Source organism: Bacillus sp. SN32 (genome assembly GCF_002837495.1).
Lineage (GTDB): Bacteria > Bacillota > Bacilli > Bacillales > Bacillaceae > Bacillus > Bacillus subtilis.
Window position 1 is genome coordinate 1,082,836 of sequence record NZ_PJCT01000001.1, and the last position, 17,955, is coordinate 1,100,790.

Below are 17,955 nucleotides of genomic sequence, written 5' to 3' on the forward strand. Positions count from 1 at the left end.
CTCCTAATCTCTTAAATTTCTTCCCGTCAGCTCTAAAAATACCGTTTCTAACGATGCCTCTTTTTTGTTCATGTTTAGGATGCTGCAGCCTTGGGCACTCAATTCTAATATGATTTCACTCAGGTGATCTTGGTTCTTTTGAACGGTAACATTTAGTTGATGGTCAGAGAAATCAACTCCTGTCACTCCTATGATTTCTCTAATCGAGTTTTTATTTAATCGCTGAACATGCGCCAGTTGAAAAGCGTATGTTATTTCTTTATTGACTTCTCTGTACAGCTCTTCTTTTGTTCCATTGGCAATAATTCTTCCTTCATTCATGATCATAATACGATCTGAAATTGCCTCGACTTCTTCCATATAGTGTGTAGAGTAAATGATGCTTGCGCCTTTTGTTTTCAGCTCTTTTATCGATTCCAAAATGTGATGCCGGGATTGCGGATCGATTCCTACCGTGGGCTCATCCATGATAATCAGTTTCGGCTGATGGGCAATGGCGCACGCAATGTTTAATCTTCTTTTCATCCCGCCTGAAAACGTCTTTGGTTTGTCATCTTTCCGGTCGTATAGCTGTACGAGCTCCAAAGCCTCTTTGACTCGGGCTTTCAGTTCTTCTCCTTTAAGAGAATAAAGACTGGCAAAAAAACGAACATTTTTCTCAGCTGAAATCTCCTCATAAATCGCGATATCTTGAGGCACAATCCCAATGCCTTTCTTCATTTCCTTTGACCCTTTTTTCACACTATGGCCTAATATCGAAACGTTACCGGAACTGGCCGACAATACTCCTGATAAAATATGAATGGTTGTGCTTTTTCCTGCACCATTTGGACCTAGTAAGCCAAGCACTTCCCCCTCTCTCACTTCGAACGAAATCCCATCTACTGCCGTTTTGTTTTCATACTGCATTTTCAAGTTTTCTACTGTTGCTACGTTGTTCATAGTTGGTTCTCCTTTTTACTTTCTCCGTTTTGCGAATTCCTGCAATAAATTTGTTTTCAAATTGTCTCGGTTTTGTTCAATGTCAAAATCAGCAGCGTCTTCTTCAAAACCATCCTGTTCTTCTCCGTCAAAACTGTACAGTTTCTTCAATAAAATCCACAATGTTTCCAGCTCTTCCGTCGAAAAGCCTTTAAATAGATCGGCCATAAAATACACCGCTTTTTCACCGCATTCCTCCATGACACGCTTTCCTGAATCAGTAATCTTCACATTAACTGCACGCTTGTCGCGTTTACTTGGTACAGTGATGACATAACCTCTTTTTTCAATACCGCTGACAAGTCTGTTGATGTTTTGTTTTGAAGTGCCTAATTTTTTTGCAATGTTGTTGAATGTCGTTTCCTCTTCCGGTAAATGCAGTATGGCAACCATCGTCATAAATTGCCTCGACGTTAAGCTTTCATAATAATCGTCTCCGCGTGATTGGATTTTGTTTAAAGTGGAAAAAAATGTAGCGTAAGACTGTTGCATTAAAAATAAATCTTTCAGTTCCTTAGAATAATCCACGATGTTCCCTCCTTGAATGGACAACTTATTGTCTATACATCTTAACATTTCTCGTTACATTGTCAATATGTTGTCTATTTTTCTTTAGACTCCCTCGATAATTTATAGAATAGTTATATACTGATCGATTCAGAAAGAGGTAATGTTGATGGCTCGTCATCGAGAATTCAATGAAGAATAAAGCATTGGAGACCGTTATGAATTTGTTTTGAGAGAACATTCGGGCGAGCTAAGACGTGAAATTAACGTGGAACAAACGGCTCAGACTTATATTCTGTTTCTTATCGGCTGACTGTTATGGTTAAATCCCGTCCAGATCAATCATTTTTGCGTCATTCCGTATCGGAAATCCTTACATTGCTGAACAAATGATAAAAAGCGCCCCGGAAAATGGGCGCTTTCTAATTAAGATGCATATTGAGGAGATGATTCCTCCTTAACTGCTTTTTCCTCAGGTATATGAATACATTTCGTCAAGACCGCACTTGCAAGGTAAAGGACCGCAAAGATCCAGACGACGCCTTGCGCGCCGACGAGACCGATGAACAGCCAAGCGAGTGCAGGGCCGACAAACGCTGATAAACCTGCAGCCAAATTCAATACAGACATGGCTGCCCCTTTGTCTTTTCCGGCCACCGTCGGCACAATTGCACCAATCGGCACATAGCCTGCCAGCAAACCGCCCCAAATAAAGCCGATCACGCTGACAACCGCTAAGCTCCCGCCGGAGAAAACAGGTGCGTAGTATAATAAAACGGTGAAAATGCCGCAGCCGACTCCGCCGAACCAAATAACAGTATTTTTCCAGCCGAATTTATCGCCGACAATACCAAAGATAAGGTTAAACACAATGTTCCCCAGAAAAATCGTTCCCCAAATTTGCAGCCACACATTGGTTGAAATTCCATGCTGGGCCATGTGCATCGGCAAAAAGACTGGAAAACCATATGTACCTATGCTGTTGATGATTCTGATGATTCCGCCTGTAAGCACGCGCGGATTTGTAAATAGTATCGTAACCCCTTTTAAAAGCTCCTCGGCTGTTTCTGATCTTTTTCTTTTCTTCTTTTCAAAACGGTCTTTATTGATAAACAATGCAAAGAATGCACCGAGACATACCCAGAAAATAGAGCTCCAAAGCGTATTCAAATAACCGAACGCTTTGATCGCGTAGCTTGAGTACCAAGCGCCGAACACAAACATGCCGAGGCAATATGCAATCCAAAACCAGCCGACAGCAGTGCTCAGTTTGCTTTGCGGTGTTCTGTAAATGACCCATGTCAAGAAAGAATAAGCAAAAAGCGGGTAACCTAACCCTTTTACGAAGTAAGTCACATACATCACTGGCAGGTTCAGCTGTTCAAATCCACATACGATAAAAGCAGCTGTACCGATCACATAAAACAACAGCCCCATAAACATCGTTCGTTTTGCGCCAAATGCTTCGAGACATACACCCGAAAACCAGGAAGCTATGGCAAGCGCAATTCCGTATATACTAAAAATAGAAGCGGACTGCTGAACGGTGAGCCCGTTTTCGATCAAAAAAGGACTGAGCCAGCCTTGTTCAAGGCCATCTCCCATCATAAACAAAACAACCCCTAAAAATCCCCAGGCAAGCCGCTTCGGTATTCCTATTTTATCCAACATGTCTGTCTCCTCCTTAGATGCTCATATCAATCAATTACCGTATTACCTTATTAAAGTTGAAAATTAAATGATTCCTCAAAACAGCAGAAATGCCGCCTTAAATTAATACTTTGCTTTCTGAACCTGAAAAAAAGCGCTGTGTTTGCTTCCATTTCTCATATAAAGCCAATTCTGTCTGACAGTCCTTCGGTTCAATCACCTGGACATTTGCTGACATCTCCTCCGTTAATTGAAAGGTTTCATTGCAAATGACTGCAGCACCAACGACAGATGCCTGATGATATCCCTCTTGGACATAGACCTTTTTTTGAAGAAGATCCGCGATATATTGAGTGAGCACTTTGCTTTGGAATCCCCCTCCGCACACCCAAACATAGTCACGTTCAAACGGAGTAACCTCTGTTAAAATGTCAAAGTTCCATTTGATTGAAAATGCGATTTCTTCTAGCGCTGCACGTACAAAATGTGCCCTCTTTAAATGTGCTGACAGCGGGGCATCAAAAAGAAAACCGCCTCTCGTTAATGCATTCTTTTCAGCCGATAAATAAGAGCCGAGAGCCGCTACACATGCATGGTCTTCTTTTGCAAGTGCAGAAATCTCCTCCTCCATTACTTCGTACGTTTCATTCGGATAAAAAATCTGTTTTAATTTTTGATAATTCAAGCCGGTAATTCCCGGATTCGTTTCCACAAGCCAATGCCCTTGATCTGTATGACAGTTCAGCCAGGCTTTATGTTTTGTGTCGCCATGATCCGCACTAATTTTGGTTATTGGCGTTGTTGTCCCTGATACAATGACAATGTCCTCAAGTCCAGCTTCGGTGCTTTTGACAGCCAGCTGTGTATCCCCGCCCCCTGCTATAACCTTAGCATTTATTGAAAGGCCTAATTCGGATGTATATTCATTTGCTATCGTTCCAATTGCTGTTCCCGCTCTTACAAGAGGCGGAAGGATAGATGGAGAAAAGCCGAAAATGTCGCACATCTCTTCTGACCAAGTGTTTTGCTTCACATCAAATAGCAGGGTTTCTGTTGCCTGTGATGGTTCATATGTTAATATTCCGCTCAGTTGGTACGTCACCCAATCACTGATGCTTGTAAAGCTTGCAGTCTTTTCCCATAAAGAGGGCTGGCGCTGTTTTAATCCATAAAGCTTGAGCGCAGAAAAAAGTGCGGTCGGCAGGCGGCCTGTGCGACTGTATATCTCTTCCCGATCGGGAATGCCCGCCTCCCACTCTCGGCCGCGATTATCGATGTTCGGCAGCCCGAGAAAAGGATTGCCGTTTTGATCAATCAAAACAATCCCCTGTCTTTGGCTCGTCGATGTCAAACCAATGATGTCAATATCACGCGAACGGGATAGCGCACGTTTTGCCAAATCCATCACCTGCTTCCACAGCACCTGAGGAGAAAAATAACGGCTGTCCGGGTAAAGCGTCTCTGTGGAATACACGATGTCCTCCCGTTCAACTGTTAGAACACTGCCAGTTACACTCACGACCGCTACCCTCGCATTGCCTGTGCCAATATCAAAAACGAGATAGCCTTTTTGTTTTTTCATTCTCTTAGCCTCCTTTCTTATACCCCTGTTTTCAGTTCGTCCTTGTTATACATTGTCGGAATATTAAGAGTTTTTTCACCCTTCCACTTTTTGAGGGCGTTATTCAGTATCGTCACGTGATGATCCTCCACTTCAAATGTTGCTCCAGCGAGATGCGGTGTTGCCAGAACATTAGGCAATGAAATCAATTCATAATCTGATTTCTCTGGAGGTTCATGATAAAAAACGTCTAATATCGCACCTCTGATTTTATGTTCTTTTAATACAGATAAAAGATCTTCACGGTTTACAACAACTGCTCTTGAAGTATTGACGAAAATCGCACTCTGTTTCATCAGATCAAAATGCTTCCGATCAATAAGTCCAAGTGTTTCCTCAGTACGAGGCAGATGTACAGAAACGATATCACTGTCTGAAAACACCGTTTTAAGAGATACTTTTTCATACAGCGGATGATCGTCTTGAATGTATGGATCGTAATACTTTATTTTACAGTCAAACGCAGTCAGCAGTTTTGCAATCCTTTGGCCAACCGCCCCGAACCCAATCATGCCAACCGTTTTTCCTGATAATTCATTTCCTTTAAATTTGATATAAGCCTGTAGGTAATCACTGTCCCACTTTCCATCCTTCAGCCATTGATTCGAGACGCTGGTATGGCGGAGAAAGGTAATCACATTTCCAATAAACATTTCAGCAACGGCTTGTGCATTCCGCCCTGGTGTATAAAAAACAGGTATGCCTCTTTTTGAAGCAGCTGCCACATCCACATTGGAGGGCATTCCCCTGCAAACACCGACAAATGAAAGTTCGGGAACAGAAGCAAATACGCTGTCTGTTACCTGATCAAGCTCAGTAATCAAGCCTGTCGCATTTGTTGCTTTTAGCAGCTGAATGAGTTCATCTTCCCGAAATGCCCGGCCTTGTTCCTTCCAAGATTGATAAGCAACTGAGCCAAACAAGTTTTCTAGCTCTTTTCGTCCTTCTTCGTTGTACGGTGCTGTAACCAAAACCGTCATGGTGCAAAACATCCTTTTCATCGTATTTTTCATAAAAAAAATCTCTTTCCGAAGATGGAAAGAGATTCATATATAGGCGCGCTCTGTTACAGGCAGACGCCGGTATAAACCTTGCTTTCCTATCTTTCAAGCTGACGCTTGCTGGAATTGGCACAATAATGTTGCCGAGGTTTCATAGGGCCAGTCCCTCCACCTCTCTGGATAGAAAATGTTGAGTATGTAATTTTCAGAATAAAGAATACATTTATCATAAAGAAGTCTCAGATTGATGTCAATCTCTTTTTTCAGAATTGACGTTATGATCCGAAATGTTATAATTCTTACAAAATATCTAACTAGAGAGAGGAACTGGGCCATGAAATCTTTTGCCACACAACAAAACGGCATTTTCAAATCCGTTTGCTCGCTGGACTGCCCGGATCAGTGCGGATTGTTAATACATAAAAAAGACGGGAAAATCGTAAAAGTGCAAGGAGACCCTGATCATCCTGTCACAGCCGGAAACATATGCAACAAAGTCCGGAATATGACGGAGCGCATATATGATGAAAAGCGGCTGACTACACCGCTCAAACGAACAGGTGCTAAAGGCCAAGCGATATTTGAACCGATTTCTTGGGAAGAGGCAATCGATACGATCACCTCCCGCTGGAAACAGCTGATTGATGAAGAGGGAGCTGAAAGCATACTTCCTTACAGCTTTTACGGAAATATGGGGAAATTGACAGCTGAAGGAATGGACCGCCGCTTTTTTTACCGCATGGGGTCAAGCCAGCTTGAACGGACGATTTGCAGCAAAGCGGGATCTGAAGGCTATAAATATACAATGGGCATAAGCGCGGGAATCGATCCTGAGGAAACCATTCATACAAAACTATTTATTTTTTGGGGAATCAACGCGGTCAGCACAAATATGCACCAAATTACGATCGCCCAAAAAGCGCGAAAACAAGGTGCCAAAATTGTCGTGATCGATGTGCATAAAAATCAAACAGGACGTCTCGCAGATTGGTTTATTCCGATAAAGCCGGGAACCGACAGTGCACTTGCTCTTGGCATCATGCACATTTTATTTAAAGAAAATATGCATGATGAAGCATTTCTGTCCGAGTACACGGTTGGCTATGAAGACCTCCGTGAACACGTGAAACAATATGATCCTGAAAAGGTATCGACGATCACCGGTGTCAGTACCGAAGATATTTACCGACTGGCAAAAATGTACGGGGAAACCTCCCCTTCTTTTATCAGAATCGGAAACGGACCCCAGCATCACGATAACGGCGGGATGATTGTAAGGACGATTGCCTGTCTTCCGGCGATCACCGGCCAATGGCTGCACACAGGGGGCGGCGCAATTAAGCATAACAGCGGAATTTTAGAATATAACACAAATGCCTTGCAGCGGCCCGACTTATTGAAAGGGCGCACCCCGAGGTCGTTTAATATGAATCAGCTTGGCAAGGTGCTTTTGGAAACAGACCCGCCGATTCGCTCTCTATTTATTTACGGAACGAACCCTGCCGTCGTCGCGCCCGAAGCAAACAAAGTCAGACAGGGCTTGCTGCGGGAAGACTTGTTTACTGTGGTTCATGATTTGTTTTTAACGGAAACGGCTGCATATGCGGACATTGTACTGCCTGCAACATCCGCTTTTGAAAATACTGATTTTTACACCTCCTACTGGCACCATTACATTCAGCTTCAGCAGCCGGTGATTGAGAGATATGGGGAAAGCAAGTCTAACACTGAGGTTTTCCGATTACTGGCTGAAGCAATGGGATTCACAGATCAGGAGCTTAAAGATTCAGATGAAGAATTAATCCGCCAGGCGCTTGACCATCCAGATAATCCGCATTTGGCAGAGATTGATTACGATGCACTTGCTAAGCATTCATTTATGAAAGCGAAACGCGAAAAGCCGCTGTTTCCGGGCGAACTTCCAACGCCAAGCGGAAAAATAGAATTATATTCAGAACAAATGAAACAAGACGGCTTCCCTGCTTTACCGACATATACACCTCTTGTAACCGATAATGAACATCCGTTTATGTATGTTCCGGGGCCAAACCATAATTTCTTAAACTCAACATTTTCCAATAATGAAAAACACATCAAGCTTGAAAAGACGCCAAAGCTCTTTATCAACACAAAAGATGCTGAAGAACACGGAATCGTTGATGGGGCACCTGTACGAATTTGGAACAGCCGGGGAGAATGCCAGCTGACCGCTGCAGTTGGAGAACAAGTGCTGCCAGGTGTCGTTGTCAGCCAAGGATTATGGGCGGATGAACAAGGAAAAAAACAGCTTGTAAACGCGCTAACCCCAGACCGATTGTCCGATATGGGCGGCGGCGCCACCTTTTTTTCAGGCCGTGTACAGATTGAAAAAGTTTGAAAAATAATGAAACCCGGAGTATGCCAAGCCCGTATAACATAACATTGACATAATGGAGGCATACACATGGACGTTTTTTTAGGAATTGGTATTGCTTTGGCAGGATATTTTATCGGTGAAGGCTTAAAGCAGATGAACCATACAAAAGGTAGTGAACAAAATGATATCTTGCTTATAAAAGAACGGGATATTTACTTTTACATCGGACTTTTTTTAGGAATAACAACGACTGAAGCAAAACAGTTAGCTGGAGACATGGCAGACCTGCCTTACATTGAAATAAACGGAAAAAAATATGTCCAGAAACATATGTTAAAAGATTGGACATTCACATTAGTTGAAAAACATCAGGGTGAATAAAACAAATCTGAGGAGAGCGAGATTCATTGTCACGCTCTCCTCTGTTTAGCTTTAAATCCCCCCCCTACCACCACTTTTGGTAAAGCTCTTAAACCACAGTCAATGTTCTTTCCTTAAACGGTACAACATCCTATTTCCGCACTAATAGTTTTTTATTCTTTTTGATTGATATGATTTTGTGAACGGATGCGGTCGCAGCGTTTTCAGCATATTATTGATATTCCACCCATACTGCGCCTTTATCCGCGGATCGAACGCAGTTTTCCACCCAGCGTACACCTTCCACTCCCGCTTCGATTCCTGGATACCACATGTCATTCAATTCTTTCCCTTGATCTGCAGCCTCCATCGCTACGGCAAACCGTGAATAAAGATTTGACCACGCTTCAAACAGACCTTCTGGATGGCCGCCTCCAATCCGGTCATCTTGTAATGCTTCCGGATATAAATACCCCATTCCGCGCTCTAAAATCTGTACAGGTTTTCCCTGTATTTCCAAACGCAGCTGGTTAGGCTGTTCATCCCACCATTCAATACTTGCTTTGGAACCGATTACACGTATTTTCTGGCCATGCATTGATCCGGCGTTTACACATGAAGACCACACCGTGCCGAGCGCGCCATTATCGTATTCCATAATCGTATAAGCATTATCTTCAAGAGGCGCTCTGCTTCTTACAAAGCTCTGGCGAGTACATAACAGTTTGTTTATTTTCAGTTCCGGAAGCATGATTTCCGATAAAAATAACGGATGAGTCCCTAAATCTCCTAAAACGTAGCTCGGACCGGCAAATTTCGGGTCTACACGCCATTTTGTGCTTGGATTATTAGTTTCTACAGGATCTGAGTGAAAACCATGTGCAAATTGCATATTAATAATTCTGATGTCACCCAACTCTCCATTTGCGATCATCTGGCGCGCCTGTTCAATCATTTGATGCCCAGAATAACCATATGTAATGCCGACAACTCTGTTCTTTTTCTTTGCCAAATTCTCGAGCTCTTTTGCTTCTTCAAACGTGAAACAAAGAGGCTTTTCACATACAACATGCAAACTAGCATTCAGGGCTGCCTTACAAATTTCATAATGAGTGCCGTTTGGAGTTGCGATAGAAACAGCTTCAATACCGTCTTCTCGTTTCGCTTCTCCTTCAAACATTTTCTGGAAATTCGAGTAGCAGCGTTCCGGAGTAACATGAAGATTCATCCCAAAATCTTTTCCCCGTTCCGGATTGATGTCAAATGCCCCTGCAACCAACTGAAAGTGATGATCACGCAAGGCAGCCGAGCGATGAATGTATCCAATTTGACTTCCCCGACCGCCTCCTACCATTGCCCAGCGTATTGGTCTATCTACCTTTTTTTCACCATTAATCATTTTTGATTCCTCCCTCACTAGTAACCAACATTTTTTAAATAAGCAAGGCTTTGACTGACATCTCTTAAACTAGTATCAGAGTTTCTCGGATCACGTTCTTGTTCAATCGTAATATAGCCGTGATAGTGAATGTTTTTTAGCAACTTGTAAATCGCTTCATAATTAATAATTCCTTGGCCTATCGGACACATGACTCCTTTTGCGCAAGCATCAAAAAAGCGGATATGCTCAACCATTACTTGTTCATATACATGTTCATCAATGTCTTTAAAATGGATATAGTCGACACGGTCCGCATAGTCCCGCAGCCATTGTTCCGGATCCATCTTTGAATAATATAAATGTCCTGTATCAAGACAAAGCCCCGCAATATCGTACGGGATATCATTCAGTAATTGCTGAATCTCATCCTCGAATTCAATATATCCCCCTGCATGAGGATGGATGACGGCTCGTACGCCATATTGCTTCCACGCCCGTTCCGCAATTGTCCGAATATGAGACATCATACGGCTCCATTCCTTTTTAGATAACCGTTTCGCTTGATCAGGATGCCCCGCCTTATAATCTCTTTCGTCATGCCCCCAGTCAATCAGGACCAAATAAGGCGGTGTAAAGCGAAAGCGCTCCTCTTTATCCTGAAAAGAGAAAGGTAGTTTTGTAATCAGAGAACAAATCTCATCAACTTGCTCCAGCAAATTTCCTAAGTGCGACTCTGATACTAAATCATCAAAAATCGTACCGGCAATAATGGATAAATCGTTTTTCAAAAGCTCTGCTTGGACACGTTCGATATCCATCGGAATATAGCCGTATGGACCTAACTCAATCCCTTTATAACCAGCTTGTGATGCTTCTCGTAGCACTCTCTCCCATGGAGGAAGATAAGGATTTTTCGGATCGTCAACGCCCCAGCAGCACGGCGCGCCAGCAATGTGAATACTCATACAAGACACCTCTAATCAAATGAATTATGAACCGCGATCAAAGAATAAAGCGCTTTCTTTTAACTGGATTTAAAAGAAGATTCATTTCGGTTCTCCGAGTTGATCTTCTTTTTCATTTTTAATTATAATAGTGAACTTTAACTAAATCTGAAAACAAAATAATATAAAGCGCTTTACATACTGTTTTTAAAAGTGAATATATTGTTTTTTTCACAGGTTGTATACCCAAATTCAGAAAGCGCTTTATATTTTGTGAGTTGATTGTATAATATTCAATATATTTTGTAAACGTTTTTTTGAAATTCTTTTCATAAAATTATCAACAATACACCAATATATATACACCTTAAACTTTAAAAAAAGATATTCCGACCTATTAAAGTTGTTTTTTGAGTTTTTCTTGCTTCTCTTTTGTCATTCTTGGATTCAAATTGAGAAACACAAAAAAGCAGCGGGGACTTTCCAGCTGCTAAATATATTGATTTGGAATACAATTCTTTAATGAAAACGGCTTGTTGATTTTCGCACAATTAATTTCGGCAATACTAAAATTTTTTGTTTTTCTGAGGCTTTTCCTTCTATTTCATCAATCAGTAAATCCACTGCCTGTGAACACATGCTTTGTACAGGCACTTCAACTGTTGTCAAAGGAGGATCGCTACTTTTTGATAACAGTGTATTATCAAAGCCTGTGATAGAAAGTTCTTCAGGAACCACTACATGTTCCTCCCTTGCTGCAAGAAGCGCACCAATTGCTAAAATATCATTACAACAAATCATAGCTGTGGGCGGATTTGAAGATTGTAATAATGAAGAGGCCAAAGACTGTGCAGATTCGGCCGTTGAATCTGTTACAACGATCAGATCCTCGTGAATATCAAGATCAGACTCTTGTAAAGCCTGTGAATATCCGCGAAGTCGCTCCCTGCTGCTCGCATTGTCTTCTGCAATCACCGCAATCCTTGAGTGGCCAAGCGAAATTAAATATGCGGCTAATTCATACCCTCCCAAGAAATTATCAACTGTAACCGTTGTAAGAGATGAATATGGCTGTGATTCCGAAAGAAGGATAACAGGAATGTTATCGCTGATTAACTCATGAATAACCTCTTTATTCCTAAACCCCCCAGCTAAAATAAACCCGTCAACACGTTTCTGCTTTAATAATGAGACGTATCTCTCTTCCTTCTCTGACTTGAAATCCGTACTGCAAATGACGACATTAAATCCATACTCGTGTGCCCGATCCTCTACTCTTCGTGCCATTTCGGCAATCAGAGGATTAGCTATATCCGGTAAAAGAAAGCCTATTGTCGAAGTCCGTTTCCCTGTTAATGCTGATGCAAGCACACTTGGCTTATAATCAAGCTCTTGCATGGCATCCAGCACTTTTTGTTTTGATTTCATCCCGACCGGCTGATGATTGATCACTTTTGAAACTGTAGAAATGGACACACCGGCTTTTTCTGCCACATGATAGATTGTTGTTTTCATTTTGCTAAAAACCTCTTTCTCTATACAAGGTACCACCTAGGAAAATGCAATAAATATTTAGAAAGCGCTCTATATACGTTATTGTAAAGATAACTGTAAAGATTTCAACAATCTTGTTGCAATATCTTGCACAGGCACCATCTAACCTATTAATAAAGACTCACCAAGGAAATACTCTCATTTCAATCATTGATTTCTACTTTAAGTAAACTTGTAAAGATACATGATGATTGCCGTAAGACCAAACGGTGTTTTCAATTTTGAGATTCTGGCTGAATGTTTCGATCCATACCTGTTTTGAGTTTAATAAAAGCAGACAACTGTGCTGAGTTAAGCTCAACTTCTTTAATCTGTTCGCTTTTTTGAAACACAAATACAACTTTTATTGAATCTCCATTTTTCACCATGTTCATCTTCAATTCTCTCCCTTTATGATAAGTAAGAATGTCATTCATCAAAACAAATTACAGTTTTTTTAAAACTGACTTAGATATGTTCCCAGCTTTATAAAGCCTCTTCATATACGAAGTGTGCTAATAAAAGGTTTCAAAAACGACCGGAGTAGTGCTGACTCTCTTGTCTTAATGGGAAAGAGTCAACGAAAAAAAGTGAATGAATAGCTGCCTAACAGACAGAATAAGAACAGTTAAGGATTTCAACACTTTTCGTAAAGGAGTGAAACCAATGAGTAAAAAGGGAATTCAAAATTCAAGTATTGAACAAATGAGAAATGACCATGAGACTGAAACAGCTTTTAAAACAGATGATCCCAAAAAACATGGTTCTGAGCCTAAAAGAACGAAATAAGTTCTTACCCGCACAAAAATATCAATAATCTGGAGGAAGAAAAGTGACTCAAAAAAATGGAGCCGACAGACCTGATGATTATAAAAGATTTTCTTCATTAGATAATGAATATGATTTTCAGCAATCTATAAGCAGCAATACTGAGACAGAAAGTGTAAACACTGAAACACAAACTCATAACAAAGAAAACAAAAATGACACAACAGATGTTGCCGGGAAATACTTTGAGCCCTCAGATTATAAAGGAAGCACGCAATTAGAAAAAGGATTGGCTGAAACTCATGAACAGGTCAGTGATGACTATTTTGAAGGGACGATCGATCAAAATTTGGACTAGCCATACAAACAGAGCTAACTTAAAAGGTCAGTTAGCTCTGTTTTTAGAAACAACCACAGTAAAAGAGCCAACCCCCACCGAATAGGATGGGGGTTGCACGTAAGTAGCCTGTTTAATATTTAAAACGATTAATGACTTTTTGAAGTTCTTCTGCCAACTGAGATAGAGATTCTGCGGCATAGGAGATTTCCCCCATTGAATGAAGCTGTTCCTGTGATGAATTTGCAACCGCTTCTGTATTAGCAGACGTTTCTTTTGTTCCAGCGGCCAATGTATGAACTGTGTGCTGAATCACTTCAACGCCTGATGTAAGCTGTTGAGTTGCCGCTGCGACTTCTTGTATTTGAGAAGTGACCTGTTCCACGAGGTTCAGTATTTCATTGAAATTTCCTGTTGCCTCTTGAGAAAGAACAATACCTGAGCTCACATTTTCTTGAACAACCTTAATATTATTTACCGTTTCTATCGATTCATTTTGGATGGTCGCTACCACCGATTGGATGTGGTTTGCAGATTTATTTGTTTCATCCGCCAACTTCCGAACTTCTTCTGCCACCACAGCAAATCCTTTTCCTTGCTCTCCGGCTCTGGCCGCCTCGATCGCTGCATTTAGTGCCAACAAATTTGTCTGCTCTGAAATCGTCGTGATAAGCGAAGAGATATCGCTGATTTCTGCTGTGCTCGCTACCAATGTCTGCAATCCATTGCCGGCTGAATCTACAGATTTATCAATGAATTTCATCTGATCTAACATCTTGTTGACGGACTTAGAGCCTATTTCAGCCTTGTCTCTCATCGAAGAAGAAAGATCCGCTATGTTCCCTGTATTTGAAGCGACTGATGATATACTGTCTAATAATTCAGTGATGGATTCTGCGCTCTTTTCTGTCATTGAGCTTTGCTTCACATTGCTGTCGGCAGCCATCTGCATGGCTCGGGAAATATGTTCAGATGTTGATTTCGATTCTTCCGCGCTTGCCGATAATTCTTCGGAGGAAGCGGCGACTTGTTCAGATGAGCTGCTGATCTGCTTCACAATTTGAGTTAATGAATGAGTAAAAGAATTAAACGATTGGGCAAGCTGACCAAATTCATCTTTATTTTTCACAATGACTTTTTTGGTTAAATCAGCGTCGCCGTGTGCAATTTCCTCCAGCTGCTTATTTATGCTTCTTAGGGGCACCATTATAGACTTTAACAGCATTATGCTTAAAACAACGCCTAATATAACTGATATCCCGGTGACAATGATGATGAGCCATTGACTCATTTTCCCATTGCCTCGTATTTCATCTTTTAGATCCTCCACCTCTTGATCCAGGCGATCAGACAGCTTATTGACAGCCGGATCTACGCCTTCTTTTCTTAGTGTTCTTTCTTCTCCAAAATGGATGGTTTCTGCTTTTTTCGGATTTGAAGAGTAGGCTGTTACTACTTGCTGATTCAAAGCTCTATACTGAGTAAAACTTGTCTTAATGTCTTCGATATTTGATTGATATCTCTCTTCATCAATCAAGTCATTAACCCGGTCAAGACTCTTTAAGACATCGTCTGCTTTTTCCTTCATACCCTCGTCGTATTCTTTGTCTCCGGTAATCAAGAAGCCTCTTTCATCATTTGATAACCCGGTCAATTCATATTGGATGTGTTTTATCTCTTTTTGGAATTCCATTTTGTCTTTAAGTTCTTCATTCTTTTTCACAGTAGAAGAAATCATAAATACTGAGGAGCCTCCAATTCCAATAATTGAAACAACTAATATTGATATAATCCCCAGCAATTTTGTTTTCACTTTCATGTGTCGTTTTCCCTTTCCGCACAATGTAATGGCTGAAATAAAATATGTTCAAGCGCGTTTAAATCCAATTCGCTTACGCCCATGTCCATAATATCGACACGTGTTATCAAGTTTTATAGTGCCATTTTCATATGAATAAGCAAATTCTTTACGGCTCTGAATCTTCAAAAAGGCTTCAAGAAAAATTGGCTGTCTTTTGTTGTATAAGCTTCTTATTTTCTATTAGGCATACAAAAAAGGCTTTTCCCACCTCAAATTGGCTGAACCGGCTGTTTTCTCGAAAATATAATACAATACGCAGCATAATATGAAGGAGCGAAACTTAAATGGGGATCATCAATGGTAAAGAATTCATTGACCGATTGAATAAACTAGAAAACGAAATATGGTATGATGGCGAAAAAATAAAGGGTAACATTTCTGAGCATCCTGCATTTAAAGGAATAATCAAAACAAAAAGCTCACTTTATGAATTGCAAACAAAGGATGAGTTAATACATGAAATGACTTATTGCCTTCCTGGAGATCATAATCGAATCGGCCTTTCCTATCTCCAGCCTAAAACCAAAAATGATTTAAAAAAAAGAAGGAACATGATTGAACATTGGGCTAGACATACTCACGGAATGATGGGGAGAAGTCCGGATTACATGAATACGGTTATGATGAGCTTTGCTTCGTCAGCGGAGCTTCTCAAAGATAAAGAGAATTGCTTTCCTGAACATATACTAGATATGTATGAACAAGCTGCTAAGCATGACCTTTCCTTTACCCATACATTCATTACTCCGCAAGTGAACCGGTCACAGTCTTATTTTGGGCTAAGTGAAAAACCGATATCTGCTAAAGTCATTGATAGAACCGAAAAAGGTTTAATGATTCATGGCGCACGTCTGCTTGCAACACAAGGCGGATTGACCGATGAAATCTTGGTTTTTTCAGCGCCTAAATATTTCTTTGAAACAGATGAAGCTTATGCTTTTTCAATCCCTTCTAATACAAAAGGCGTAAAATTCATCACAAGAGAATCATTTGTATTAAGCGACTCTTCCTTTAATCATCCCTTAAGCTCAAGGTATGAAGAAATGGATTCAATTGTGGTTTTTGATCATGTGTTAGTGCCGTGGAATCGTGTGTTTTTTTACGATAATGTGGAAGCAGCTAAAGATTTTATGACAAAAAGCTCCTTTCATGCCTTTACCTTTCACCAGGTTGTCATTAGGCAAATGATAAAAATTGAATTTCTATTAGGTGTTGCACAGCTTCTTGTCGACACCATTAATGTTTCCGAATATCAGCACATCCAAGAAAAGCTCTCAGAAATCATTGTGGGATTGGAAACAATCAAAGCGCTCATTGACAAATCAGAAAATGATGCTCAGTTAGATGAATTCGGCTATATGCGCCCCTGTTTAATTCCTCTTCAAGTCATCAGTACGATCATTCCTAAGCTATATCCTCGATTTACTGAAATCATACAATTAATTGGAGCTAGCGGAATGGTGACACTGCCTACCGAAAATGCATTTGACTCAGAGATACGGGAAGATCTTGACCAATATCTTCAAGCAACCAATACAAATGCTGAAGAACGTGTGAAAATTTTCCGTTTGGCATGGGATTTAACAATGAGTTCATTCGGAACTAGACAAACTCACTACGAAAGATATTTTTTCGGAGATCCTATTCGGATTTCAAGCAGGCTGTATACCAGTTATCCAAAGCAGGAGCAGTTGAACATGATTAAAACATTTTTACATGCAGATGCAGAACAATGAAAAAACAGCGGGAAAAGATCCGCTGTTTCGTATTTTTTATTCAGGAAACTGAACATGGCCCGGTACAGTATAGGCTTTGGACGTTCCGCTTTCAGGCAGCTTTGGAATGGTGTCTTTCACAACTTTTCCGCGGATGTCAGTCATTCTGACTTTGAGAGAGCCTGTCCCTAAATTCGTACTCACAAAATGGTTATAGTCCATTTTCTCCATGTTGATCCACTTACCATCCTTTTCATATTCCATTTTCATAACAGGATACTTGTGATTTCTGACTTGGATTGCTGCCCACCACCTGCTGCTGCCTTCTTTGATCCGGTACGTGAAATTGCCGGTGATTGGGGCTTTGACAACACGCCATTTAATATTGATTTTTCCGTCTTTCATATTGCCGATTTTACGGAAGGCATTAGGTGACAGATCAAGAGCTCCCCGAGCGCCTTCGGGATAAAGATCAGTAACATATACGGTTGTTTTCCCTTTTGGCCCTTCAACTTCCAAATAAGAGCCGGCAAGTGCTGCTTTTACTCCTCCGTAATTGAGATCCGCCGAATTTATTGCAGTAATCTCCATATCGGAAGGAATGGGATCCAGCAGGAAAGCTCCTCCTGAATAACCTGACCCTGTATACGTTGCATAACCTTCATGCAGGTCGTCATATGCTGCCGAAGCTTGCGGGGAAAAACAGAAGATCGTCAACAAAACCATACCAACAAATGCACTCATGATCTTTTTCATATTTGGTCCTCCTCAAACCAGACTTCAAATGAGAATCATTATCATTATAAGACTCAATCCATCTGGTTTGAAAGAGGAAATAGATTCATAGATGATTTTAAGGCAAATTCACTATCATTCATATATCAAATGTAGCGTACTTATGAAAAAGCCAATACAAATGAACGAATGTGCACTTCAGCCG

The 17,955-nt window shown here is 40.9% G+C and carries 16 protein-coding genes and 1 riboswitch; of the genes, 5 read left to right on the plus strand and 11 right to left on the minus strand.

The annotated features are described in order from the left end of the window. Nucleotides 1–3: 3 nt before the first annotated feature. The 5 genes from CW370_RS05295 to CW370_RS05315 all read right to left on the minus strand — a co-directional run bounded on the left by CW370_RS05295 (nucleotide 4) and on the right by CW370_RS05315 (nucleotide 5,772). Nucleotides 4–942, minus strand: a complete 939-nt coding sequence (locus CW370_RS05295) for an ABC transporter ATP-binding protein (RefSeq protein WP_014479987.1) — start codon at nucleotides 940–942, stop codon at nucleotides 4–6. Nucleotides 943–957: 15 nt separating this feature from the next. Then, complete coding sequence (locus CW370_RS05300; RefSeq protein WP_024571762.1) at nucleotides 958–1,509, minus strand: MarR family winged helix-turn-helix transcriptional regulator; 552 nt, start codon at nucleotides 1,507–1,509, stop codon at nucleotides 958–960. Between the two features lie 405 nt (nucleotides 1,510–1,914). Then, nucleotides 1,915–3,159, minus strand: a complete 1,245-nt coding sequence (locus tag CW370_RS05305; protein ID WP_024571761.1) for an MFS transporter — start codon at nucleotides 3,157–3,159, stop codon at nucleotides 1,915–1,917. 97 nt (nucleotides 3,160–3,256) lie between these two features. Further along, nucleotides 3,257–4,720, minus strand: coding sequence for an FGGY-family carbohydrate kinase (locus CW370_RS05310; RefSeq protein WP_024571760.1), 1,464 nt, complete (start codon nucleotides 4,718–4,720; stop codon nucleotides 3,257–3,259). Between the two features lie 17 nt (nucleotides 4,721–4,737). Further along, nucleotides 4,738–5,772 carry a 2-hydroxyacid dehydrogenase gene (locus CW370_RS05315; protein WP_024571759.1) on the minus strand — a complete coding sequence of 345 codons (1,035 nt, stop codon included), beginning with the start codon at nucleotides 5,770–5,772 and terminating at the stop codon, nucleotides 4,738–4,740. Between the two features lie 83 nt (nucleotides 5,773–5,855). Then, nucleotides 5,856–5,947, minus strand: a riboswitch (SAM riboswitch). A gap of 147 nt (nucleotides 5,948–6,094) precedes the next feature. Between CW370_RS05315 and CW370_RS05320 the strand changes: the two genes are divergently transcribed. Further along, nucleotides 6,095–8,137: a molybdopterin oxidoreductase family protein gene (locus CW370_RS05320; RefSeq protein WP_024571758.1), complete on the plus strand. Its 2,043-nt coding sequence runs from the start codon at nucleotides 6,095–6,097 to the stop codon at nucleotides 8,135–8,137. Nucleotides 8,138–8,203: 66 nt separating this feature from the next. Beyond that, nucleotides 8,204–8,497 carry a hypothetical protein gene (locus CW370_RS05325; RefSeq protein ID WP_015251960.1) on the plus strand — a complete coding sequence of 98 codons (294 nt, stop codon included), beginning with the start codon at nucleotides 8,204–8,206 and terminating at the stop codon, nucleotides 8,495–8,497. A 211-nt stretch (nucleotides 8,498–8,708) separates the two neighbouring features. Here CW370_RS05325 and CW370_RS05330 read toward each other — a convergent pair whose 3' ends face one another. The 4 genes from CW370_RS05330 to CW370_RS05345 form a co-directional block, all read right to left on the minus strand. Beyond that, the gene (locus CW370_RS05330; protein ID WP_024571757.1) at nucleotides 8,709–9,875 is read right to left on the minus strand and encodes a Gfo/Idh/MocA family protein; all 1,167 of its coding nucleotides are present in this window, start codon (nucleotides 9,873–9,875) and stop codon (nucleotides 8,709–8,711) included. Between the two features lie 17 nt (nucleotides 9,876–9,892). Next, nucleotides 9,893–10,822, minus strand: coding sequence for a sugar phosphate isomerase/epimerase family protein (locus CW370_RS05335; protein WP_024571756.1), 930 nt, complete (start codon nucleotides 10,820–10,822; stop codon nucleotides 9,893–9,895). A gap of 498 nt (nucleotides 10,823–11,320) precedes the next feature. Then, entirely contained in the window at nucleotides 11,321–12,316 is a 996-nt protein-coding gene (locus tag CW370_RS05340; protein ID WP_024571755.1) for a LacI family DNA-binding transcriptional regulator, read from the minus strand. A 254-nt stretch (nucleotides 12,317–12,570) separates the two neighbouring features. Then, nucleotides 12,571–12,729: a hypothetical protein gene (locus tag CW370_RS05345; RefSeq protein WP_234398213.1), complete on the minus strand. Its 159-nt coding sequence runs from the start codon at nucleotides 12,727–12,729 to the stop codon at nucleotides 12,571–12,573. A 271-nt stretch (nucleotides 12,730–13,000) separates the two neighbouring features. Between CW370_RS05345 and CW370_RS05350 the strand changes: the two genes are divergently transcribed. Further along, a complete protein-coding gene (locus CW370_RS05350) occupies nucleotides 13,001–13,123 on the plus strand; it encodes a hypothetical protein (protein ID WP_024571754.1) in 123 nt (40 codons plus the stop codon). Between the two features lie 43 nt (nucleotides 13,124–13,166). Then, nucleotides 13,167–13,460 carry a YozQ family protein gene (locus tag CW370_RS05355; RefSeq protein ID WP_024571753.1) on the plus strand — a complete coding sequence of 98 codons (294 nt, stop codon included), beginning with the start codon at nucleotides 13,167–13,169 and terminating at the stop codon, nucleotides 13,458–13,460. A gap of 112 nt (nucleotides 13,461–13,572) precedes the next feature. Here CW370_RS05355 and CW370_RS05360 read toward each other — a convergent pair whose 3' ends face one another. Continuing rightward, nucleotides 13,573–15,258 carry a methyl-accepting chemotaxis protein gene (locus tag CW370_RS05360; protein WP_024571752.1) on the minus strand — a complete coding sequence of 562 codons (1,686 nt, stop codon included), beginning with the start codon at nucleotides 15,256–15,258 and terminating at the stop codon, nucleotides 13,573–13,575. A 326-nt stretch (nucleotides 15,259–15,584) separates the two neighbouring features. Between CW370_RS05360 and hpaB the strand changes: the two genes are divergently transcribed. Continuing rightward, nucleotides 15,585–17,036: a 4-hydroxyphenylacetate 3-monooxygenase, oxygenase component gene (gene hpaB / locus CW370_RS05365; protein WP_024571751.1), complete on the plus strand. Its 1,452-nt coding sequence runs from the start codon at nucleotides 15,585–15,587 to the stop codon at nucleotides 17,034–17,036. Nucleotides 17,037–17,072: 36 nt separating this feature from the next. On the opposite strand, the gene exlX is transcribed toward hpaB, so the two are convergent. Beyond that, complete coding sequence (gene exlX, locus CW370_RS05370; protein WP_024571750.1) at nucleotides 17,073–17,771, minus strand: expansin ExlX; 699 nt, start codon at nucleotides 17,769–17,771, stop codon at nucleotides 17,073–17,075. Between the last annotated feature and the right edge of the window lie 184 nt (nucleotides 17,772–17,955).